Origin of the sequence: Candidatus Frankia nodulisporulans (assembly GCF_902806475.1) — a bacterium.
GTDB lineage: Bacteria > Actinomycetota > Actinomycetes > Frankiales > Frankiaceae > Frankia > Frankia umida.
The window spans coordinates 1-19,527 of sequence record NZ_CADCWS010000035.1; the positions used below are offsets into that span (position 1 = coordinate 1).

The following is a 19,527-nucleotide window of genomic DNA, read 5'->3' on the forward strand; positions in this document are numbered from 1 at the left end:
GGGCGTAGTCGTGTTCGTCCGTGGACGGGCTGACCACCAGACCGCGCTGGACCGCGTCGAGGTGCTTCATCCGGTCGAGCACCTCGTCGGCGGTGGGCTGGTGCAGCGAGTCGACGAGCCGACCATCCGCGAGGAAGACCACCTCGTCGGAGTAGGAGGCGGCGGTCGCGTCGTGGGTGACCATCACGATGGTCTGGCCCAGTTCGGTCACCGAGTCGCGCAGGAACCCCAGTACCTCGGCGCCCGAGCGGGAGTCGAGGTTGCCGGTCGGCTCGTCGGCGAAGATGATCTCGGGCTTGGTGGCGAGGGCCCGGGCGCAGGCGACCCGCTGCTGCTGGCCGCCGGACAGCTCCGTCGGACGATGTGCCAGCCGCGGCGCGAGACCCACCGCGTCCACGACCGTGCGCATCCACTCCCGGTCCGGCGAGCGGCCGGCGATGCTCAACGGCAGCGTGATGTTCTCCTCGGCGGTCAGCGTCGGCAGCAGGTTGAACTGCTGGAAGATGAAGCCGATCCGGTCGCGGCGCAGCCGGGTGAGCTCCCGGTCGGACAGCCGGGACAGGTCGATGTCACCGATGAACACCCGACCGCGACTGATCGTGTCCAGCCCGGCCAGGCAGTGCATCAGGGTGGACTTGCCCGACCCGGACGGCCCCATGATCGCGGTGAACCGACCGCGGGGGAAACCGATGTCGATACCGCGCAGCGCGGTGACGATCGTGTCGCCGGAACCGTAGACCTTGGTCAGCTGGCTGGCCCGGGCCGCCGCGACCGGCATCGCCCCCGTCTCCGCGCCCCGACGCGCACCACCCGCACCGGACGGACCACCACCCCCGCCACGGGGATCGCCACCACCGCGGGGGCCACCGGTGCCGACGGGAGCGTCGTCGTCGCGGCCGCGACGGCGGCCGGCCGCGGTGACGTCACCGCCCCCCGAATCCCGCCTCCCGCCGGGGGATGCTCCGGTGCGTCGGGCCATCGTGGGGTCCTCCTCGCGCGCGTCGCCGCCTGTGCGGGCCGGTGTTCACCGCGGCCACCGCGGCCGGGGGGCATGCCATCGTCCTGGATACGTCTGTGACCCCGGGGTAACCGCGGCGCGTTTGCCTCGGTGGCCATCGCCGCAACGGCAACGAACGGGAGACGATCAACATCTCCGGCGGTTACCGTACCGTCGCCGTGCGAACGCCTCCCATCGTCCACTGAGCGCGCGCGGCGCCACCACCGGCTCGCCGCAGGTCACCTCGGCTCACCCGTCGGCCTCGCAGACCGTGGGGGCGCTGTCGTCGAGACCGGGCGCGGCGTGCGGCGGCAGCGGCGGCGGGGTGCCTCCGAAGGCCGGGCAACGCGACTGGTGATCGCACCAGGAGCACAGCCGACTCGGCGTGGCCCGCCAGTCGCCCGTGCGGTGGGCCCGCTCGATCGCCGCCCACAACGCCGTGATCCGCCGTTCGGTGGAGCGCAGATCGGCCTCGTCCGGCGAGGTGCGCAGCCACGTGCGATCACCCAGGTAGTACAGGCGCAGCTCGCGGGGAATCACCCCGCGCACCCGCCACAGCAGCAGAGCGTAGAAGCGCATCTGGAACATCGCCGACGCCTCGAACGCCGGGCCCGGGGAACGCCCTGTCTTGTAGTCGACCACCCGCAGCGCCACGCCCTGCTCCGTGGCCGCCGAATCGAGCCGGTCGACATAGCCGCGCAGCCGCAGACCCGACTCCAGCACATGCTCGACGTACAGCTCGCGGGCGGCGGGCGAGAGCCGGGTCGGATCCTCCAGCACGAAGTAGCCCTCGAGCAGATCACGCGCCGAGTCGAGCCACGTGGCCAGCGCCTCGGCGCCGTCGAACAGGCCCTCGACGGCCGGCTCACGCTCCCGCAGCCGCGCGTAGGCGGGCTCCACCAGCTCCCGGGCGGCCGTCAGCGTGCGCCCCGCCGCGGGCAGGTCGAACAGCCGCTCCAGCACCGTGTGCACGAGCGTCCCCCGGCTGGCCGCGGCGCTGGGCGGTTCGGGCAGCCGGTCGATGACGCGGAACCGGTACCGCAACGGGCAGCTGACGAAATCGGCCGCCCGCGACGGCGACAGCGACCCGATCAGCGGCCGAGAACCGGACGGTGGGGTTGTCGTGGTCACGCCTGGACCCTAGATCCCGCCACCGACAGTTTGACGTCCCGCCTCCCGGCATCGCCCATCCCAGCTGGTCACGAGCGCGTACAGGCCCGGCAGACGGGGCCGGATCCACTCCGTAGCATCGGTTCCATGACGGACCAGCGCTCCCAGGCCAGCTCGGATGCCCACGGCGGCCCGGGTGGCTCCGGGCAGCCCCCGGGTCAGCGGCCCGGGCAACCCGGGCAACCCGGCGGGGAACGTCCCGCCGGTATGACGCTCGGGCGGGTCCGCGGCGTCCCGATCCTCGTCTCACCGTTCGCGCTGGTCTTCGCGGTCCTGGTCGCCTACCTGATGTCCGACTCGATCCGCGACCGGCTGCCCGACGCCTCCGACGGGCAGGTGCTGGGCCTGGCCGCGGCCATCTCGGTCGGCTTCCTGGCGTCCCTGCTCGCCCACGAGCTCGGGCACGCCCTGGTCGCCCTGCGCCTGGGGCACACGGTCCGCTCGGTGACCCTGCACGGTTTCGCCGGGTTCACCGAGTTCGAACCCGAACCGCGCAGCGCCGGCCGGATGTTCCTGATCACCTTCAGCGGCCCGGCGGTCAACGGCATCCTCGCCGGGGCCTGCGAGCTCGGCCTGCTCGCCGTCTCCGGTGACTCCCACCTCGGCGTCGTGCTGCGCGACCTCGGCCTGCTCAACCTCACGCTGTTCGTGTTCAACCTCGCCCCCGGCCTGCCCCTGGACGGCGGGCGCATCGTCGTGGCGGCCGTGTGGGCGGCGACCGGCGATCAGCTGCGCGGGCTGCGGGCCGGCGCCTACGGCGGGTTCGTCGTCGCCGGCGCCCTGGTCGTGTGGGGATCGATGGTGGGCGGCGAGGGCATCGGCCTGTTCTACACGTATGCTCTGGCGGGCTTCCTGGCCTTCGCGGCCTATCAGTCACTGCGCGCCGCCCAGCTGCGCGGGCGCCTGCCCGGGCTGTCCGCCGGGCGGCTTGTGCGGCGCACCCTGCCGGTCGAGGGTGCCGTTCCGCTCGCCGAGGCACTGCGCCGCGCCCAGGAGGTCGGAGCCACCGCCGTCGCCGTCATCGGCCGCGACGGCGCCCCCCAGAAGATCATGAACGGCTCGGCGGTCGACGCGCTGCCCGAGCATCGGAGGCCGTGGATGAGCGTGGACGAGGTGAGCCGGGAGATCGGGCCCGGCATGGTGTTCGATGCCGATCTGGAGGGCGGGGACCTGCTGGCCGCCGTCCAACAGGTCCCCGCCTCGGAGTACCTCGTCACCCAGGGGGGCCGGCCCGTCGGCGTGCTCGCGATGGTCGACCTCGTCGCCCGGCTCGACCCCGCCGCCGCCGCCCGCATGGTGGCCCACCGATGACCACTGCCACGCCCGACCCGACCGCCACCGCCGCCGTGACGAGCGAGCCAGCCACATCCGAGAGCGGGCCGACGGCCTCCCGCGCAGGCGAGCCGACCGACGCGGTGGGCACCTCCACGGTGGACGAGGGGGAGTCGGCGTTCCGGCCGGCTCCGACAGGGGCGTCACATCGACGTGGCCTGTTCACCAAGGGTGACCGGGTGCAGCTCACCGACCCCAAGGGACGCAAGCACACCGTCGTCCTCGAACCCGGCAAGCAGTTCCACACCCACCGGGGCGCCGTCGAACACGACGGGCTGCTCGGCCGACCCGAGGGCATCGTTGTCACCAGCACCGGTGGCACCGACTACCTGGCGTTGCGTCCGCTGCTGGTCGACTTCGTCCTGTCGATGCCCCGCGGGGCGACCGTCGTCTACCCGAAGGACGCCGGCCAGATCGTCACCTACGCGGACATCTTCCCCGGCGCGCGGGTGCTCGAGGCCGGGGTCGGCTCGGGTGCCCTGTCGTGCTCGCTGCTGCGCGCCATCGGTGACCACGGCCAGCTGATCTCCTACGAACGACGGGCCGACTTCGCCGATATCGCGCGGCGCAACATCGAGACGTTCTTCGGCGGCCCGCACCCCGCCCACACCATCCACGTCGGTGACCTGGCCGAGACGTCCGAACGCGACATCGACCGCGTCGTGCTCGACATGCTCGCGCCCTGGGACGTCGTGGACGCCGTCAGCGCCGCCCTGGTACCCGGCGGCGTGGTCTGTGCCTACGTAGCCACCACGACGCAGCTGTCCCGCACCGTGGAGACCCTGCGCGGCCACGGCACCTTCGCCGAACCCGCCGCCTGGGAGACCATGCTGCGCGACTGGCACGTGGAGGGCCTCGCCGTGCGACCCGGCCACCGCATGGTCGGCCACACCGGCTTCCTGGTCTCCGCCCGCCGCATGGCCGACGGAGTCACACCCCCCGTACGCCGTCGCCGCCCCGCCAAGGGCTCCCTACCCGACACCACCGACACTCCCGGCATCACCACCGCCACCGCCACCACGGTGATCACCGATGCTCCCGACACCACCGGCGCACCCAGCGCCACCGGCTCGCTCGGCGCCACGGCGGTCACCGATTCCGCTGAGGTCCTTTAAGCGGTCCGTGTGCGGGATTCGGTGGGCCGGCTCCGGCTCGGTCAGGGCTGGGTTGCGGTCGCTGGGCACGGCGACAGTCGGGGTGGGCGACCGCGGTTCGGGTGAGAGGGCGCCGCGTCAGACGGCGCGGGCACCGTCCCGCGTGCGTCTGGTGGCTTCGTGGTGACGACACGCCCGAGATCACCCCGAGCCGAGACATGCCCGGGGCCGTCGCGTCACGCCGAAGATCCACGGGATCGGCCAGGATGCCCTCGCGTACATCATCGACGACCCACCATGACCAATAACGGGCCCTTGAGACCCGGTAGCCGCCGCTCCAGCCCGAAAAATTACGGTGTGTGACGAGAATCTCGGCGGGTGCGGGCGGCGGTGGGCCACGCGGGTCGCTGTGGGGGTGTTCGTGTCCGATATGCCCCCCACGGCGACCTGTGTAGCGAGATCTGGCCTGGTGGGTCGCTGCGGGGCGTGATCGGCGCATGTCCAGCAGGACGTGGGACGTGACGGTGTCGGAGGTGGGCGTTGGACGTGGGGCGTCGGACGGGGAGACGTCGGAGGTGGGGCGTCGGGCGTCAGGACACCGGACGTGGGGCGTCGGACGTGGAGATGCCGGACGTCGGGCTGGTGGGGGCGGGACGGGAGTCAGCCGTCTTCGGGTGCGGGCTCGGGGGTTTCCGGTCAGTCGTCCTCGGAGGGGCCGCCGGCCTCGAGGGTGCCATCGGGGCGTTCGACGTAGATGCATGTGCCGGGGCACTCGTCGGCGGCGCCCAGGACGGCGTCCACGAGGGGGAGGGGGACGGGGACGTGCGCGCCGTCGAGCGTCTGGAGTTCGCCGGAGTCGTCCTTGACGTAGGCTAGGCCGTCGACGTCGAACTCGAACACGCTCGGAGCGAGCTGGACGCACAGGCCATCGCCGGTGCAGGCGTTCTGGTCGACCCGCACACGCAGGCTGGCCGAAACGCCCGGCTTCGCTGGAGTTGCCACAGGGCTCCGATCTTCTGTCACCATGGCACCGTAACCTGCTGTTTACGGCAAAGCCGGGTCGTCCTTGCCTGACCGGCCTGCCAACGGCGGTCACAACGGTAGTGTGGGTGCGTCCCGGTCAGCACGGGGGAGGTGGAGGCGCAGTGTCCGGTCCCCGTTCGGGCTCTGGCTCCGATGGGAGCACGGGTCGTCCAGGTGATGCCGAATCACGGCGGTCGGCGTACGAGAAGGAATCACACGAGCTCACGACGCAGGTCGCCTTCCTGGAAGAGGAAGTGGCCATGCTGCGGCGTAGGTTGTCCGAATCGCCCAGGCAGGTGAGGGTGCTGGAGGAACGGCTCGCGGAGGTCCAGGCGGAGCTGTCGTCTGTCTCAGGGCAGAACGACAGGCTCGTCGCGACTCTGCGCGAGGCGCGCGACCAGATCGTCACTCTGAAGGAGGAGGTCGACAGACTCGCGCAGCCGCCCAGCGGCTACGGGATCTTCGTCTCCAACTACGACGACGGCACCGTCGACGTGTTCACCCAGGGCAGAAAGCTCCGGGTGACGGTGTCGCCGAGTGTCGTCATCGAAGCGCTCGAGCCTGGCCAGGAGGTCATGCTCAACGAAGCCCTCAACGTGGTCGAGGCGCGCTCGTTCGAGCGACAGGGCGAGATCGTCCTGCTCAAGGAGGTCCTCGAGGGCGGCGATCGAGCACTGGTGCTCGGTCACACCGACGAGGAGCGCGTCGTCATGCTGGCCCAGCCACTGTTGGCCGGGCCGATCCGGGCAGGCGACTCGCTGCTCATCGAGCCCCGCTCCGGGTACGCCTTCGAGCGCATCCCCAAGTCCGAGGTCGAGGAGCTGGTCCTCGAAGAGGTCCCGGACATCGGCTACGAGCAGATCGGTGGGCTCAAGAGTCAGATCGAGTCGATCCGGGACTCGGTCGAGCTGCCGTTCCTCTACAAGGATCTCTACAAGGAGCATCAGCTCAGGCCACCGAAGGGCGTGCTGTTGTACGGCCCGCCCGGCTGTGGCAAGACGCTGATCGCCAAGGCGGTCGCCAACTCGCTGGCCAAAAAGGTCGAAGCGGCGACCGGCCAGGGTTCCGGGCGGGCGTTCTTCCTCAACATCAAGGGCCCGGAGCTGCTCAACAAGTTCGTCGGCGAGACCGAGCGGCAGATCCGGCTGGTGTTCCAGCGGGCGCGCGAGAAGGCGTCCGAGGGAATGCCGGTGATCGTGTTCTTCGATGAGATGGACTCGATCTTCCGGACCCGCGGCTCGGGTGTGTCCTCGGACGTGGAGAACACGATCGTTCCGCAGCTGCTCAGCGAGATCGACGGCGTTGAGGAGCTCGAGAACGTCATCGTGATCGGCGCGTCCAACCGCGAGGACATGATCGACCCGGCGATCCTGCGGCCCGGCCGGCTCGACGTCAAGATCAAGGTGGAGCGTCCCGACGCCGAGGCGGCCCGCGACATCTTCGCCAAGTACGTCGTGACCAGCCTGCCGCTGTATCCGGATGATCTCGCCGAGTTCGATGGCAACCGTGAGGCCACCGTCGCGGCGATGATCCAACGGGTTGTTGAGCGCATGTACGCCGAGACGGAGGAGAACCGCTTCCTCGAGGTGACCTACGCCAACGGCGACAAGGAAGTCCTGTACTTCAAGGACTTCAACTCCGGCGCCATGATCGAGAACATCGTGGCCCGGGCCAAGAAGATGTCGGTCAAGGAGCACATCGAAGGCGGCAAGAAGGGCCTGCGCATGCAGTACCTGCTCGCCGCCTGCCTGGACGAGTTCAAGGAGAACGAGGACCTCCCGAACACGACCAACCCGGACGACTGGGCCCGGATCTCCGGCAAGAAGGGCGAGCGGATCGTCTACATCCGCACGCTCGTCACCGGTACCAAGGGCACTGAGGCCGGTCGCTCCATCGACACGGTGGCCAACACCGGCCAGTACCTCTAGGCACCTCCCGGCCGTACCTGGCCGGAGCATCCGACGCGGGCCTGCCTGCGAGATCGAGTTCGTCCCTCTCGGACGATCACGTCCGCCGGCAGGCCTTCGTTCGTCTCCGGCCGACCTCGGCGCCACGGAGCGAGCCCGCCGGACCGGTCGGAGCCCCGCCGGACCGGTCGGAGCCCCGCCGGACCGGTCGGAGCCCACCGGTCGGAGCCCACCGGTCGGAGCCCACCGGTCGGAGCCCACCGGTCGGAGCCCACCGGGCTGGGCCTGCCGGGTGACCGAAGCAGCGGGTGACCGAAGCGGCGGGTGGCCGGGTGGCGTCGGGTGGTCCGTCCGATGGGCGCGAAGGTGCGCCGATACCCGATGGTGCGGGCGTGTGGGTGGGTGGACAAGTGCGGACGGTCCGTGGGAACAGCACGTGAACGGGCGTGTGCGGACAGCGGGTGGGGCGTTCGTCGCGGGCCCGGAGAGGGCGGGGCGCAGCGCACAGAACAAACAAGCGCGACGTCCGGCTAACCGATGGGCCGCCTAGGACCTACGCTTGCAGGGTGAGCGCGCGCCGGATCATGGGGATCGAGACCGAGTACGGAGTGTCGGTGCCCGGTCAACCGAACACCAACCAGATGTTGGCGTCGTCCTTGGTGGTGAACTCCTATGCCAACCGGGCGTCGTCCACGGGCAGTCGTGCCCGGTGGGACTTCGAGGAGGAGTCGCCGTTGCGGGACGCCCGCGGCTTCGAGCTGCCGCGGGAGCCGGTCGTGGATCCGACCGCGCCCGCCAACGAGGACGACCTGGGCCTGGCCAACGTCATCCTGACGAACGGGGCCCGGCTCTACGTCGACCACGCGCACCCGGAGTTCTCGGCCCCGGAGGTCACCAACCCGCGGGACGCGGTGCTGTGGGACAAGGCCGGCGAGCGGGTGATGGCCGAGGCGGCCCGCCGGGCGCTGACGGTGCCGGGCACCCGTCCGGTGCACCTGTACAAGAACAACACCGACAACAAGGGCGTCTCCTACGGCTGCCACGAGAACTACCTGATGGCGCGGTCGACGCCGTTCGGGGAGATCGTGCGTCATCTCACGCCGTTCTTCGTCTCCCGGCAGGTCGTGTGCGGGGCGGGCCGGGTCGGCATCGGGGTGGACGGGCGCCAGGCCGGTTTCCAGATCAGCCAGCGGGCGGACTTCTTCGAGGTCGAGGTGGGCCTGGAGACGACGCTGAAGCGGCCGATCATCAACACCCGGGACGAGCCGCACGCCGACCCGGAGAAGTACCGCCGACTGCATGTGATCATCGGTGACGCGAACATGAGCGAGGTCGCCACCTACCTGAAGGCGGGCACGACCTCGCTGGTCCTGTCGATGATCGAGGACGGCTGGTTCAGCGTCGACCTGTCGGTGGAGGCGCCGGTGGCGACGCTGCGGGCGATCTCCCACGATCCCAGCCTCACTCATCTGCTGACGCTGACCGACGGCCGGCGGATGACCGCGGTGCAGCTGCAGATGGAGTACTACGAGCAGGCCCGCAAGTTCGTCGAGAGCCGTTTCGGCGCCGACGTCGACCCGCAGACCGCCGATGTGCTGGCCCGCTGGGAGTCGGTGCTCGGCCGCCTCGAGGTCGACCCGATGACGTGCGCGCGTGAGCTGGACTGGGTCGCGAAGCTGTCGATCCTGCAGGGTTACCGCTCGCGGGACAGCCTGGCCTGGGACTCGCCCCGCCTGGAGCTCGTCGACCTGCAGTACCACGATGTGCGCCCGGACCGCGGCCTGTACAACCGTCTGGTCGAGCGGGGACGCTTCGACCGGATCCTCACCGAGGACGAGGTCGTCCGCGCGATGACCGAGCCCCCGGAGGACACCCGGGCGTTCTTCCGCGGCCGCTGCCTGGCCCGGTACCCGCAGCAGGTCGCGGCCGCGTCCTGGGACTCGGTCATCTTCGACATCGGCCGGGACTCGCTACAGCGGGTACCGACGCTCGAGCCGCTGCGGGGCACGAAGGCGCACGTCGGGGAGCTGCTGGACCGCTGCGCCACCGCCACGGAGCTCGTGGACGCCCTCGCCGGCCGCTGACGCCGAAGTTCCGCGTTGCGCCCTGGGCGGACGGGGCCACGCGGCGGCCAGATCGTGATGGAGTGGACCTCTCACCGACCCGTCCGACAGCGTCGGTGGGGCGGGATAGTCTCACGCGAGGCGATCGAAGGAGGGCGTCATGGCCACCAGGGACAGTGACGGCGGGCAGCAGAATGCCAACCGGCGCGCGGATGAGGCTGACGAGGTCACGACGGAGGACGCCGCCGCCTCCGATCTCAAGGAGCGGCACGAGAAGCTCTCCGAGGATGTCGACTCGCTGCTCGACGAGATCGACGACGTCCTGGAGGAGAACGCCGAGGAGTTCGTGAAGGGTTACGTCCAGAAGGGCGGCGAGTGACCCACCGCGGTCCTCGCGGCTCGCACTGATCCGCCGATCCTCCGTTTTCACCGACCGACCGAGTCGCGCGGTGGCACCGAGCCGCGCTGATCCCCTGCACCGCTGATCCGTTGAGCTGCTGATCCACTGGTCGGGTGGCCCGCCCCGACGTCGCGCGGGCGACCCGACCAGTGCGACCGACCGACCGGCCAGGCGGGCGGTCGGGCAGCCAGGTGGTCCGTCAGCCGGCCAGGCGCCCGTCGGTGGCATGCGTCGAGGCTCGAAGGTGGTGCGGGCCGCGGTCCGAGCGTGCTTCGGGTGGCGGGCGGTGCGTCGTGGTGACACGGGCGCGACCCGGTCGGTGGCCCTCCCGGGCCATGACCGCGGGTGATGGCCCTATGTTGTGCTCATGCGCACGTCCGACGCGGCGCCGGGAGCCCCCGGATCGCCGCGTCCGGGCGAGTACGTCTATCGAAAGGGGGATGCGTGGCGGATCCATTGGGTGGCGCCGGGCGCCTGCCGGCTGTGTTCATGGCGCCGGGCACGTCGTCGTTCACCGATTTCCTGTCGCAGTCCGCGCCGCACCTGCTTCCGGGAGCCCGCGAGGGACTGCCGGCGCCGGTCACCGAGGTCGCGCACGGCACGACGATCGTCGCGGTCACCTTCCCCGGCGGCGTGATCATGGCCGGTGACCGGCGGGCGACGCAGGGGCACATGATCGCCCAGCGGGACGTCGAGAAGGTGCACCACGCCGACGACTTCTCCTGCGTCGGCTACGCGGGTACCGCGGGTGTCGGCGCGGAGCTGATCCGGCTGTTCCAGGTGGAGCTCGAGCACTACGAGAAGATCGAGGGCGCCACCCTCAGCCTGGACGCCAAGGCCAACCGGCTCGCCGCGATGGTCAAGGGCAACCTGCCGATGGCGCTGCAGGGCCTCGCGGTCGTCCCCCTGTTCGCCGGCTACGACGAGGATGACGGCATCGGGCGCATCTTCTCCTACGACATCGCCGCGGCGATGTCCGAGGAGCGGACCTACGAGTCGATCGGCTCCGGGTCGGTGTTCGCCAAGGGATCGCTGAAGAAGCGTTTCCGCGCCGACCAGAGCCAGGCCGACGCGGTGCGCATCGCGATCGAGGCGCTGTACGACGCCGCCGACGACGACTCCGCCACCGGCGGCCCCGACCTGATCCGCAGGCTGTACCCCATCGTTGCTGTCGTCACGGTGGACGGGTACCGCCGCTACGGCGATGACGAGGTCGAACCCGTGGTGAGCGCCATCATCGCGGACCGTTCCACAAGCGCGGGAGGCTGACGTGACCATGCCGTTCGGATACGCGAGCCCCGAACAGCAGGTCCGCGACAAGAGCGAGTACGCGCGCAAGGGCATCGCCCGCGGACGTAGCGTCGTCGTGATCACCTACGCGGAGGGGATCCTGTTCGTCGCCGAGAACCCCTCGGTGACCCTGCACAAGATCAGCGAGATCTACGACCGGATCGCGTTCGCCGCCGTCGGCAAGTACAACGAGTTCGAGAACCTGCGCACCGCGGGCATCCGGCTGACCGACTCCCGCGGCTACATGTACGACCGCCGCGACGTGACCAGCCGTGCGCTCGCGAACGCCTACGCGCAGACCCTCGGCGCGATCTTCACCGAGAGCGTGAAGCCGTACGAGGTCGAGATCGTCGTCGCCGAGGTCGGTCGCAGCAGCGACGACGACCAGATCTACAAGCTGACCTTCGACGGGTCGATCGCCGACGAGCGCGGTTTCGTCGCCATCGGCGGCGCGTCCGACCAGGTCACCACGTCCCTCAAGGAGCACCACCGCGACGGCCAGTCCCTCGCCGACGCGCTGCGGACCGCGGTGCGGGCGCTGACCGTGAGCGTTCCCCCCGGCATGCCGCAGAACGGCGAGCGGGTGCTCGCCGCGGCCAACCTCGAGGTCGGCATGCTCGACCGCACGCGGGCCCGCCGCCAGTTCAAGCGGATCGGCGGCCGGGTCCTCGAGGACCTGCTCGCCGAGACCGCCTCCGCCTGACCCGCGGGACCTGCCGCACCCGCGGGGCCGGTCCCGCCCAAGCCCCTGCGGTGGCCGGCCCTCGGCCGCCCACCGTAGGGGTGCGGGGGGGGGACGCAGGCGGGAGGCGGCCGTCTAACGGGGACGGACGCGGTTGTCGAGGAAGGTGAGCGTGCGCGACCAGGCGTCGGCCGCGGCGGCGGGGCGGTAGACGGAGTCCCGGTCGTCGCTGTGGAAGGCATGCCCCGCGTCGGGGTAGCTGATCAGCTCGGTCGCCTGGCCACTGCGCCCCGCCGCCGCCCGCAGCGCCGCGATCTCGTCGTGGGAGATCAGCTGGTCCTGTTCGCCGTACAGGCCGAGCCACGGGCCGCGTAGCTGGACGGCGGCCTCCGCCAGCGCCGGCACACCCGGCCACGCCGACGTGCTGACCCCGCCGCCGTAGAACGACACCGCGGCGGGCAGTTCGTAGCGCGTCGCGGTGTGCAACGCCACCGTGCCGCCCATGCAGAAACCGAGGATCGCCCGCTGGGACGGGTCGAAGCCGACGGCGTCTAGGTGGGCCAGCGCCGCGTCCACGTCGGTGTCGATGCCCTCGCCGGTCAGGCGGTCCATCGTCGGGATGGCCTGGGGCCAGCCGTCGGTGGGGTCGACCTCGTCGATGCCCTCGCGGTGGTACAGGTGCGGGGCCACCGTGAGCCAGCCCGCGTCGGCCAGCCGGTCGCACACCGACATCAGGTACGGCGTGATGCCACGGGCGTCCTGGACGACGATGATCCCGCCGCGGGGCGGATCGTCCGCCGCGGGGGCCGCGACGGTCAGCGGCACCGATCCCTGGCGGACGACCTCGGCGCGCAGGTGGCTTTTGAGCGCGCGCACCCGGCCCGCGCGGATGGTCGCGTCGTTCGTTCTGCTCGTCATGGCGTCCATCCTTCTCCGTCCGCGCCGCCATGACCATCAAGCGGCGGACTCCGTCAGCGCCCCTCACCGTTACGGGGGCGCCGTACCCGGCCCGGGCTCCCCGGCGGGCCGGTCGGGCCGGATGGTGGACGGCCTCGGCTGGTTCGTCGGGACACGCCCGAGGGCGACACGCCGGACGGCGACCGATCGAACAGGACGTTGCTCCACGCAGGCATCACGCTACTGCCTGTAGTCGTCCCGGCGGCTCCGCCGGACGGAGGGGAGACAGCGGTGAGCAGAGCTCGGCCGGAGGAGACAACGGGCGATCCGGTGCCCGGCGTGGCGAGAGCCCCGATGGGCGCTGGGACGTCCCCATGGTGACGGGAGACGGGCGGCCATGGTCCGGTGACCGGGAGGGTCTGCCCGGCCAGCGCCTCGCCCAGGGCGCCGGCGCGACCCAGCCCGACGCCGCACCGGTCCAGCCCGGCCCCGCGCCGGCCGGCTCCGCCGTACACCCCGCCGCGGTGGACAGCGTGGCATCCGGTAGCGCGGTAGCCAGCGAGGCGGTAGCCGATGGTGGCATGACCGGCGCCGCGACGGGCCAGCGGGAGGCGGCCCACAGCGCCGCGACGGGCACCCGCGCCGCGGGCGTGACAGCCGACGCCCGGCTGGGGGCACTGCGCCGCCTCGGACTGCTGACAGTCGCGATGGCGCTGCTCACAGGCCTGCTGGTCTGGTTGTACGGAACGTCGGTGACCAGCCTGCGGCCGCGGAACCTGCCGATTCTCACCGTCGGAGCGCAGCCGGCGGCCGGGGCGCTCGCCGATCAGATCAGCCGGGTGGAACCCGGGGCGCTGTCGGTGCGCACGGTGGGCAGCGTCGCCGCGGCCGACCGGGCGCTGCGGGACCGGGAGGCCTACGCGGCCATCGTGATCGGGGACGGCGGGCTCACACTGCGGGTCGCCTCGGCGGCGAGTCCCGCGGTGACCGAGGCGCTCACCCGGGGCATCCGGGTGTTCATGCCCGGCCTGGAGATCCCGGTCGTCGACGTCGTCCCGACCGCGCCACGCGATGTGGGCGGTGGGGGACTGGCCGCCGGCTACCTGCCGTTGGTGCTGGTCCTGGCGGCGGCCGGGGTGCTGCTGACCAGGCTGGTGCGTTCACGCGCGGTGCGCCTGGCGGGAATCGCGCTGTTCGCGGTGCTCGCCGGGTTCGCGGGCGCGGTGGCGCTGCGCGGCGCGCTGCACGTGCTGCCCGGGTCGCTGCTGACCACGATGGCGGTGGTGACGCTGCTGGCCCTGGCGGTCGTCGCGCCGGTGGTCGGCGCGGGCGCGGTCGGCGGGACGGCGGGGCTGGTCGGCATCACGCTGGTGATGGTGGTCGCCGCGGCGCTGTCGGCGGCGGCGTCGGCACCGGAGATGCTGCCCCGGCCGTGGGGGGACGTCGGCCAGTTCGCCCCGCCCGGCGCGGGGGTGACCCTGCTGCGCTCGACGGACTACTTCGACGGCGCCGCCGGTGGACGTCCCGTCGTGGTGCTGGCGGTGTGGCTGGTCCTCGGCCTGTGGCTGGCCTTCGTCGGGGAGCGGGGCGCCCAGCCCGCGGCCACCGCCTGGCTGCTCTCCGGCGGGCAGCGTCCCCTCGGCGGGCAGCGTCCCAGCCGCGCCGCCCACGCGGCCCACACCGGACGGACGGCCCGGATCGCCCGCGCGGGTGGTGCCGGCACGGCCCCGTCCGGCTCGCGGACCCGCGTCGGTTCACCGCCGCCGGATGGCCCACAGGTGCCGGTGGAGGCGGCGGGCGACGGGACGCCCGGGGTGCCCGCCGCGGACGCCGGGGCCGGCGAGGCGGCCGGACCCGCGCAGGCGACGGCCGTCCCGGGGCGACGTTCCACCCTGGAGCGGACCGTCCCGCTGGAGCCACCGCCGGCCGGCGGATCGACCAGACGATGACAGCGGCCCGGGCGTCTGCCCACGCCCGGGTGGCATCCGAGCATAGAGTCACAGACGTGGATCGCCGCATCTTCGGTCTGGAGAACGAGTACGGCGTCACCTGCGTGTTCCGGGGGCAGCGAAGGCTGTCCCCGGACGAGGTGGCGCGGTACCTGTTCCGTCGTGTCGTGTCCTGGGGGCGCAGCTCGAACGTGTTCCTCAAGAACGGCGCCCGCCTCTACCTCGACGTTGGAAGCCATCCGGAGTACGCCACACCGGAATGCGACTCGGTACCCGACCTCGTCACTCATGACAAGGCCGGCGAGCGCATCCTGGAGGGCCTGCTCGTGGAGGCCGAGCGCCGCCTGCGCGAGGAGGGGATCGCCGGCGACATCCATCTGTTCAAGAACAACACCGATTCGGCCGGTAACAGCTACGGCTGCCACGAGAACTACCTCGTCGGCCGGCACGGCGAGTTCTCCAAACTCGCCGACATCCTCGTGCCGTTCCTGGTCAGCCGGCAGATCCTGTGCGGGGCTGGCAAGGTGCTGCAGACCCCGCGCGGCGCTGTCTACTGCATCTCGCAGCGCGCCGAGCACATCTGGGAGTCGGTGTCGTCCGCGACCACCCGGTCGCGTCCGATCATCAACACCCGTGACGAGCCGCACGCGGACGCCGAGCGTTTCCGCCGTCTGCACGTCATCGTCGGCGACTCGAACATGAGCGAGACGACGATGCTGCTCAAGCTCGGCTCGACCGACCTGGTGCTACGGATGATCGAGGCCGGCGTCATGTTGCGCGACATGACCCTGGAGAACCCGATCCGGGCGATCCGCGAGGTCAGTCATGACATGACCTGCCAGCGCAAGATCAAACTGGCGAACGGTCGGGAGGTGTCCGCGCTCGACATCCAGCGCGAGTACCACGCCAAGGCCGTCGAGTTCGTCGACCGTCGTGGTGGGGACGCGGTCGCCAAGCGCGTCCTGGACCTGTGGGGACGGACCCTGCTCGCGATCGAGACCGACGACCTCGAACTGGTCGCCCGCGAGATCGACTGGGTGACCAAGTACGTGCTCATCGAGCGTTTCCGGCACCGCCACGGGCTGTCCCTGGCCTCGCCGCGGATCGCCGAGATCGACCTGAAGTACCACGACATCCACCGCGACCGCGGCCTGTACTACCGGATGGAACGCGCCGGCCTCGTCGAACGGGTCACCCGTGACCTGGACGTGTTCGAGGCGAAGTCGCTGCCGCCGCAGACCACCCGGGCCCGGCTGCGCGGCGAGTTCATCAAGCGGGCCCAGGAGAAACGTCGCGACTTCACCGTCGACTGGGTGCACCTCAAGCTCAACGACCAGGCGCAGCGCACCGTCCTGTGCAAGGACCCGTTCCGCTCCGTGGACGACCGCGTCGACAAGCTCATCGCCAGCATGTAGCCGCCCGCCCTGCTCACCCGTCCACCTGCCCCGCCCGCCCGCCCGTCCGCTCGCCGCGGTGTCGGTCGGGTCGGTCGGGTCGGTCGGGTCGGTCGCACCCGCGTGCCCCTCGGGTGTGACCGGGTTCGGTCGTGCGAGCATGTGCCTCGCGTGCCCAACCCCACCCCCGCCAGCGAGGAACCCTTCCCCTGTGACATCCGTCTCACGTCGTGTTGTCGGCGTCCCGACCCAGCCCGGCCTTGCCGTCGGACGCCGTCCCGGTGCCCACTCGGGACGGCGACGCCGTGCTCCGGGAACCAGAGCCCGGCTGGTCGGGGCCGTGCTCGCCCCCGTGCTGCTGGTCGCCGCCCTCGCCGGCTGCTCGGCGTCCACCGCGCCGGACGGCACCGCCGCCGCGCCCGCGTCCTCGCGTCCGGACACCTCGCAGCTGCCCGCCGTCACGAACGGGACCGACCTGCGTGCCGCCCCGCGGATCGCCGCCGGGCACGGTAGCGCCCCCACCGACCTGCTCACCCGTGATCTCGTCACCGGCACGGGCGCCACCGCCGACGCGACGAGCACCGTCACCATCCAGTACACCGGTGTGCTGTGGCGCAACGGCCAGGAGTTCGACTCCACCTGGGCCGCCCCCGCCGCCGGTGGTTCCGGCGCCGCCGGTTCCGGGCAGGCCGCGACGTTTCCGCTCGCCGGCACGATCACCGGGTTCGGCCGTGGCATCGACGGGATGAAGGTCGGCGGACGGCGCGAGATCCTCATCCCACCGGCGCTCGGCTACGGCCCGGCCGGCGGCCAGCCGCCCACGATCCTCGCGGACGACACCCTGGTCTTCGTCGTCGACCTGCTCGACGTCGGCGCCGCCGCCGCCGGCCCCGGCATGTCGTCCGACAACGGTGCCTCCGGCGGCACCGCCGCCGGCCAGCCGTAACGGCTGGCCTCAACGGCCATCCTGCCGCGGTCAGGCGGCCGCGGGTATGTCGGTGGGGGTGGCCTCGGCTGCCCGCCGGCGGGCGACTAGCCTGTACGGCTGTGTCCCGGCGCCGGGTGGAACGCCTGCTGAACCTGACGATGTGTCTGATGGCGACGTCGCGGTTTCTCGCCGTGTCCGAACTCGGGGAGCTCGTCGAGGGGTACGAGCCCGGCGTCACCGCCGAGGAGCAGGACGCGTTCCGGCGGATGTTCGAACGGGACAAGGCGTATCTGCGTGAGATCGGCATTCCGTTGGAGACCGGGCGGGGCTCGGTGTTCAGCGACGAGGTCGGCTACCGCATCCACCGCGGGGACTACGCCCTGCCCGACCTGGCGCTCGCACCGGACGAGGCGGCCGCGCTCGCGCTCGCCGGATCGCTGTGGTCGGTCGCGGCCTTGGCCGGGCCGGCCGCGAGCGCCCTGCGCAAACTCGCCGCCAGCGGCGTGTCCGCGCCCGGAGGCGGCGAGGGCGGCGGCACCGTGACGGTCGGCGAGGCCCGCCGCGACGCGGACGCCGGCGGGGCCGCGGCGGTCGGGCTCGGGATGCTCGACGGGTTCGAGCCGCGGGTGGACGCGGCCGAACCCGCGTTCGAGGCGTGTCTGGCGGCGGTGCAGACCGGGCGGGTGATCCGTTTTCCCTACCGCAAGGTCGGCGACGCCGAGGTGGTCGAGCGGCACGTCGAACCCTGGGGTGTGCTGTCGTGGCGGGGCCGCTGGTATCTGGTCGGGCACGATCTGCGTCGCGGCGCGGAACGGGTGTTCCGGCTGTCCCGGGTCGCGGGGGCGGTGCGGCTGGTCGGCCCGGCGGGCGCGGTGGTCGTCCCGGCGGATGTCGATCTGAGCGCGATGGTCTCCGCGCAGGCCCCCGCCGAACGGGTCCGGACCGCCACCCTGGCCGTGCGCCAGGGCACCTGCCACGCGCTGCGCCGCGGCGCCCAGGCGGTGTCGACCGGCTGCATCCCGCCGGCCCGTCCCCGTCCGGTCTTTCCCGCGGACATGGATCTGCTGGAACGCACGTTCACCGACACCGAGCGGTTCGCCCGCTGGATCGTCGGCTCCGGCCCGGACGTGCTGGTCCTGGACCCGCCGGAGCTGCGTACCGCCGTCATCGACCGGCTGCGGGCCGCCGCGGGGCCTGCCGCCGAGGGTGAGGGGCGGTGAGCTCGGCGACCGAGCGGCTGTCCCGGCTGCTCGCCCTCGTCCCGTGGCTGCGCGCGCATCCGGGGGTGTCGCTGGCGGACGCCGCGGCGACGTTCGGGATCATCCAGGGGCAGCTGCGTAACGACCTGGACCTGCTGTTCGTCTGCGGCCTGCCGGGTGGGGCGCCCGGCGACCTCATCGACCTGAGCTACTCCGGGGATCAGATCACCGTCGCCGATCCGCAGACCCTGGACCGTCCGTTGCGGTTGTCCGTCGACGAGGCGACCGCGCTGCTGGTCGCCGCCCGCGCGCTCGCCGACATCCCGGGCCTGGCCGGCCGGGACGCGCTCGACCGGGCGCTGGAGAAGCTCGAGCGGGCCGTCGGATCGTCGGGTCGGCTCGCCGGGCAGGTGCGGGTCAGCCTGGACGCCGCCCCCGGGACGACCGCGGCGCGCACCTCCACGTCCGAGGCGGGCGCGTCCGAGGCGGGCGAGCCCGAACCGGTGCTGGCGGTGTTGCAGGAGGCGCTGCGTGACCGGCGCCGGGTGCACCTGCGCTACCTCGTGTGGTCCCGGGACGAGCTGACCGAACGTGACGTCGACCCGATGCGTCTGCTGGTCCGTGAGGGTCGGTGGTACCTGGAAGGATGGTGCCACCGGGCCGAGGCCGTCCGGCTGTTCCGGCTCGACCGGCTCGACGGGGTGCGGCTGCTCGATGTTGCGGCCGATCCGCCGCCCGACGCGGTGTCCCGGGAGGTGGGTGACGGTGTCTACCAGCCTGGGCCCGGGGATGTCCGGGTGGTGCTCGAACTGGCTCCGCCAGCTCGCTGGGTGGCCGACTACTACCCGGTGACCGACGCCCGTGAGCTGGGCGGCGGCGGCCTTGAGGTGACCCTGTACGCGGGGGAGACCACCTGGTTGCACCGGCTGGTCCTGGGGCTTGGCGCGGATGTGCGGGTGGCGGCGCCGGCGGCGCTGGCCGAGGAGGTCCGCCGCCTCGCCCGCCGGGCACTGGCCGCCTACGGTCCGTCCGCCCACGGTCCGGCGGTCGACGAACCTGGTCGCGCGCTACCGCGGGCCGCGACGGTGGCGGCGGGCGGCGGGGATGCCACGGGTACCACCGGTGCGGGGGAGCCCGCCGGCCCGGGCGGCCCGGGCGGCCCGGGCGGGGCGGGCGCGTCCGCGGACGGCCGGTAGGGTGAT

At 72.1% G+C, this 19,527-nt stretch carries 16 protein-coding genes; 12 read left to right on the top strand and 4 right to left on the bottom strand.

The genetic code is table 11. The features are described from left to right. A partial coding sequence (locus G6R24_RS05850) for an ABC transporter ATP-binding protein (RefSeq protein ID WP_225438166.1) occupies positions 1-979 on the bottom strand: 979 nt, incomplete at its 3' end. 267 nt (positions 980-1,246) lie between these two features. Next, positions 1,247-2,128 carry a RecB family exonuclease gene (locus G6R24_RS05855; RefSeq protein ID WP_225438167.1) on the bottom strand — a complete coding sequence of 294 codons (882 nt, stop codon included), beginning with the start codon at positions 2,126-2,128 and terminating at the stop codon, positions 1,247-1,249. Between the two features lie 126 nt (positions 2,129-2,254). On the opposite strand from G6R24_RS05855, the gene G6R24_RS05860 reads away from it, so the two are divergent. Both G6R24_RS05860 and G6R24_RS05865 read left to right on the top strand, forming a co-directional pair. Next, positions 2,255-3,478 carry a site-2 protease family protein gene (locus G6R24_RS05860; protein ID WP_163548146.1) on the top strand — a complete coding sequence of 408 codons (1,224 nt, stop codon included), beginning with the start codon at positions 2,255-2,257 and terminating at the stop codon, positions 3,476-3,478. Then, positions 3,475-4,614, top strand: coding sequence for a tRNA (adenine-N1)-methyltransferase (locus tag G6R24_RS05865; RefSeq protein ID WP_276511376.1), 1,140 nt, complete (start codon positions 3,475-3,477; stop codon positions 4,612-4,614). The genes G6R24_RS05860 and G6R24_RS05865 overlap by 4 nt, the downstream gene beginning before the upstream one ends. A 675-nt stretch (positions 4,615-5,289) precedes the next feature. Here G6R24_RS05865 and G6R24_RS05870 read toward each other — a convergent pair. Beyond that, positions 5,290-5,619, bottom strand: coding sequence for a ferredoxin (locus tag G6R24_RS05870; protein WP_163548147.1), 330 nt, complete (start codon positions 5,617-5,619; stop codon positions 5,290-5,292). Positions 5,620-5,738: 119 nt separating this feature from the next. Here G6R24_RS05870 and arc point away from each other — a divergent pair, with 119 nt between their 5' ends. The 5 genes from arc to prcA all read left to right on the top strand — a co-directional run bounded on the left by arc (position 5,739) and on the right by prcA (position 11,979). Beyond that, positions 5,739-7,544, top strand: coding sequence for a proteasome ATPase (arc, locus tag G6R24_RS05875; protein ID WP_163548148.1), 1,806 nt, complete (start codon positions 5,739-5,741; stop codon positions 7,542-7,544). 545 nt (positions 7,545-8,089) lie between these two features. Then, positions 8,090-9,607 carry a depupylase/deamidase Dop gene (dop, locus tag G6R24_RS05880; RefSeq protein WP_338083911.1) on the top strand — a complete coding sequence of 506 codons (1,518 nt, stop codon included), beginning with the start codon at positions 8,090-8,092 and terminating at the stop codon, positions 9,605-9,607. Between the two features lie 139 nt (positions 9,608-9,746). Further along, the gene (locus G6R24_RS05885) at positions 9,747-9,965 is read left to right on the top strand and encodes a ubiquitin-like protein Pup (protein WP_163548149.1); all 219 of its coding nucleotides are present in this window, start codon (positions 9,747-9,749) and stop codon (positions 9,963-9,965) included. Positions 9,966-10,430: 465 nt separating this feature from the next. Continuing rightward, positions 10,431-11,255 carry a proteasome subunit beta gene (prcB, locus tag G6R24_RS05890; RefSeq protein WP_175084584.1) on the top strand — a complete coding sequence of 275 codons (825 nt, stop codon included), beginning with the start codon at positions 10,431-10,433 and terminating at the stop codon, positions 11,253-11,255. Position 11,256: 1 nt separating this feature from the next. Then, on the top strand, positions 11,257-11,979 hold the full coding sequence (gene prcA / locus G6R24_RS05895) for a proteasome subunit alpha (RefSeq protein WP_163548150.1): 723 nt from the start codon (positions 11,257-11,259) through the stop codon (positions 11,977-11,979). A 114-nt stretch (positions 11,980-12,093) separates the two neighbouring features. On the opposite strand, the gene G6R24_RS05900 is transcribed toward prcA, so the two are convergent. Continuing rightward, complete coding sequence (locus G6R24_RS05900; RefSeq protein WP_163548151.1) at positions 12,094-12,876, bottom strand: dienelactone hydrolase family protein; 783 nt, start codon at positions 12,874-12,876, stop codon at positions 12,094-12,096. 353 nt (positions 12,877-13,229) lie between these two features. On the opposite strand from G6R24_RS05900, the gene G6R24_RS21585 reads away from it, so the two are divergent. The 5 genes from G6R24_RS21585 to G6R24_RS05925 all read left to right on the top strand — a co-directional run bounded on the left by G6R24_RS21585 (position 13,230) and on the right by G6R24_RS05925 (position 19,521). Then, positions 13,230-14,804: a hypothetical protein gene (locus G6R24_RS21585; protein ID WP_175084583.1), complete on the top strand. Its 1,575-nt coding sequence runs from the start codon at positions 13,230-13,232 to the stop codon at positions 14,802-14,804. 56 nt (positions 14,805-14,860) lie between these two features. Next, positions 14,861-16,219: a Pup--protein ligase gene (gene pafA, locus G6R24_RS05910; protein WP_163548152.1), complete on the top strand. Its 1,359-nt coding sequence runs from the start codon at positions 14,861-14,863 to the stop codon at positions 16,217-16,219. 319 nt (positions 16,220-16,538) lie between these two features. Continuing rightward, positions 16,539-17,144, top strand: coding sequence for an FKBP-type peptidyl-prolyl cis-trans isomerase (locus tag G6R24_RS05915; protein WP_338083910.1), 606 nt, complete (start codon positions 16,539-16,541; stop codon positions 17,142-17,144). Positions 17,145-17,293: 149 nt separating this feature from the next. Next, positions 17,294-18,346: a helix-turn-helix transcriptional regulator gene (locus G6R24_RS05920; protein ID WP_225438168.1), complete on the top strand. Its 1,053-nt coding sequence runs from the start codon at positions 17,294-17,296 to the stop codon at positions 18,344-18,346. Further along, positions 18,343-19,521, top strand: coding sequence for a helix-turn-helix transcriptional regulator (locus G6R24_RS05925; RefSeq protein WP_163548155.1), 1,179 nt, complete (start codon positions 18,343-18,345; stop codon positions 19,519-19,521). The genes G6R24_RS05920 and G6R24_RS05925 overlap by 4 nt, the downstream gene beginning before the upstream one ends. Positions 19,522-19,527 lie beyond the last annotated feature (6 nt).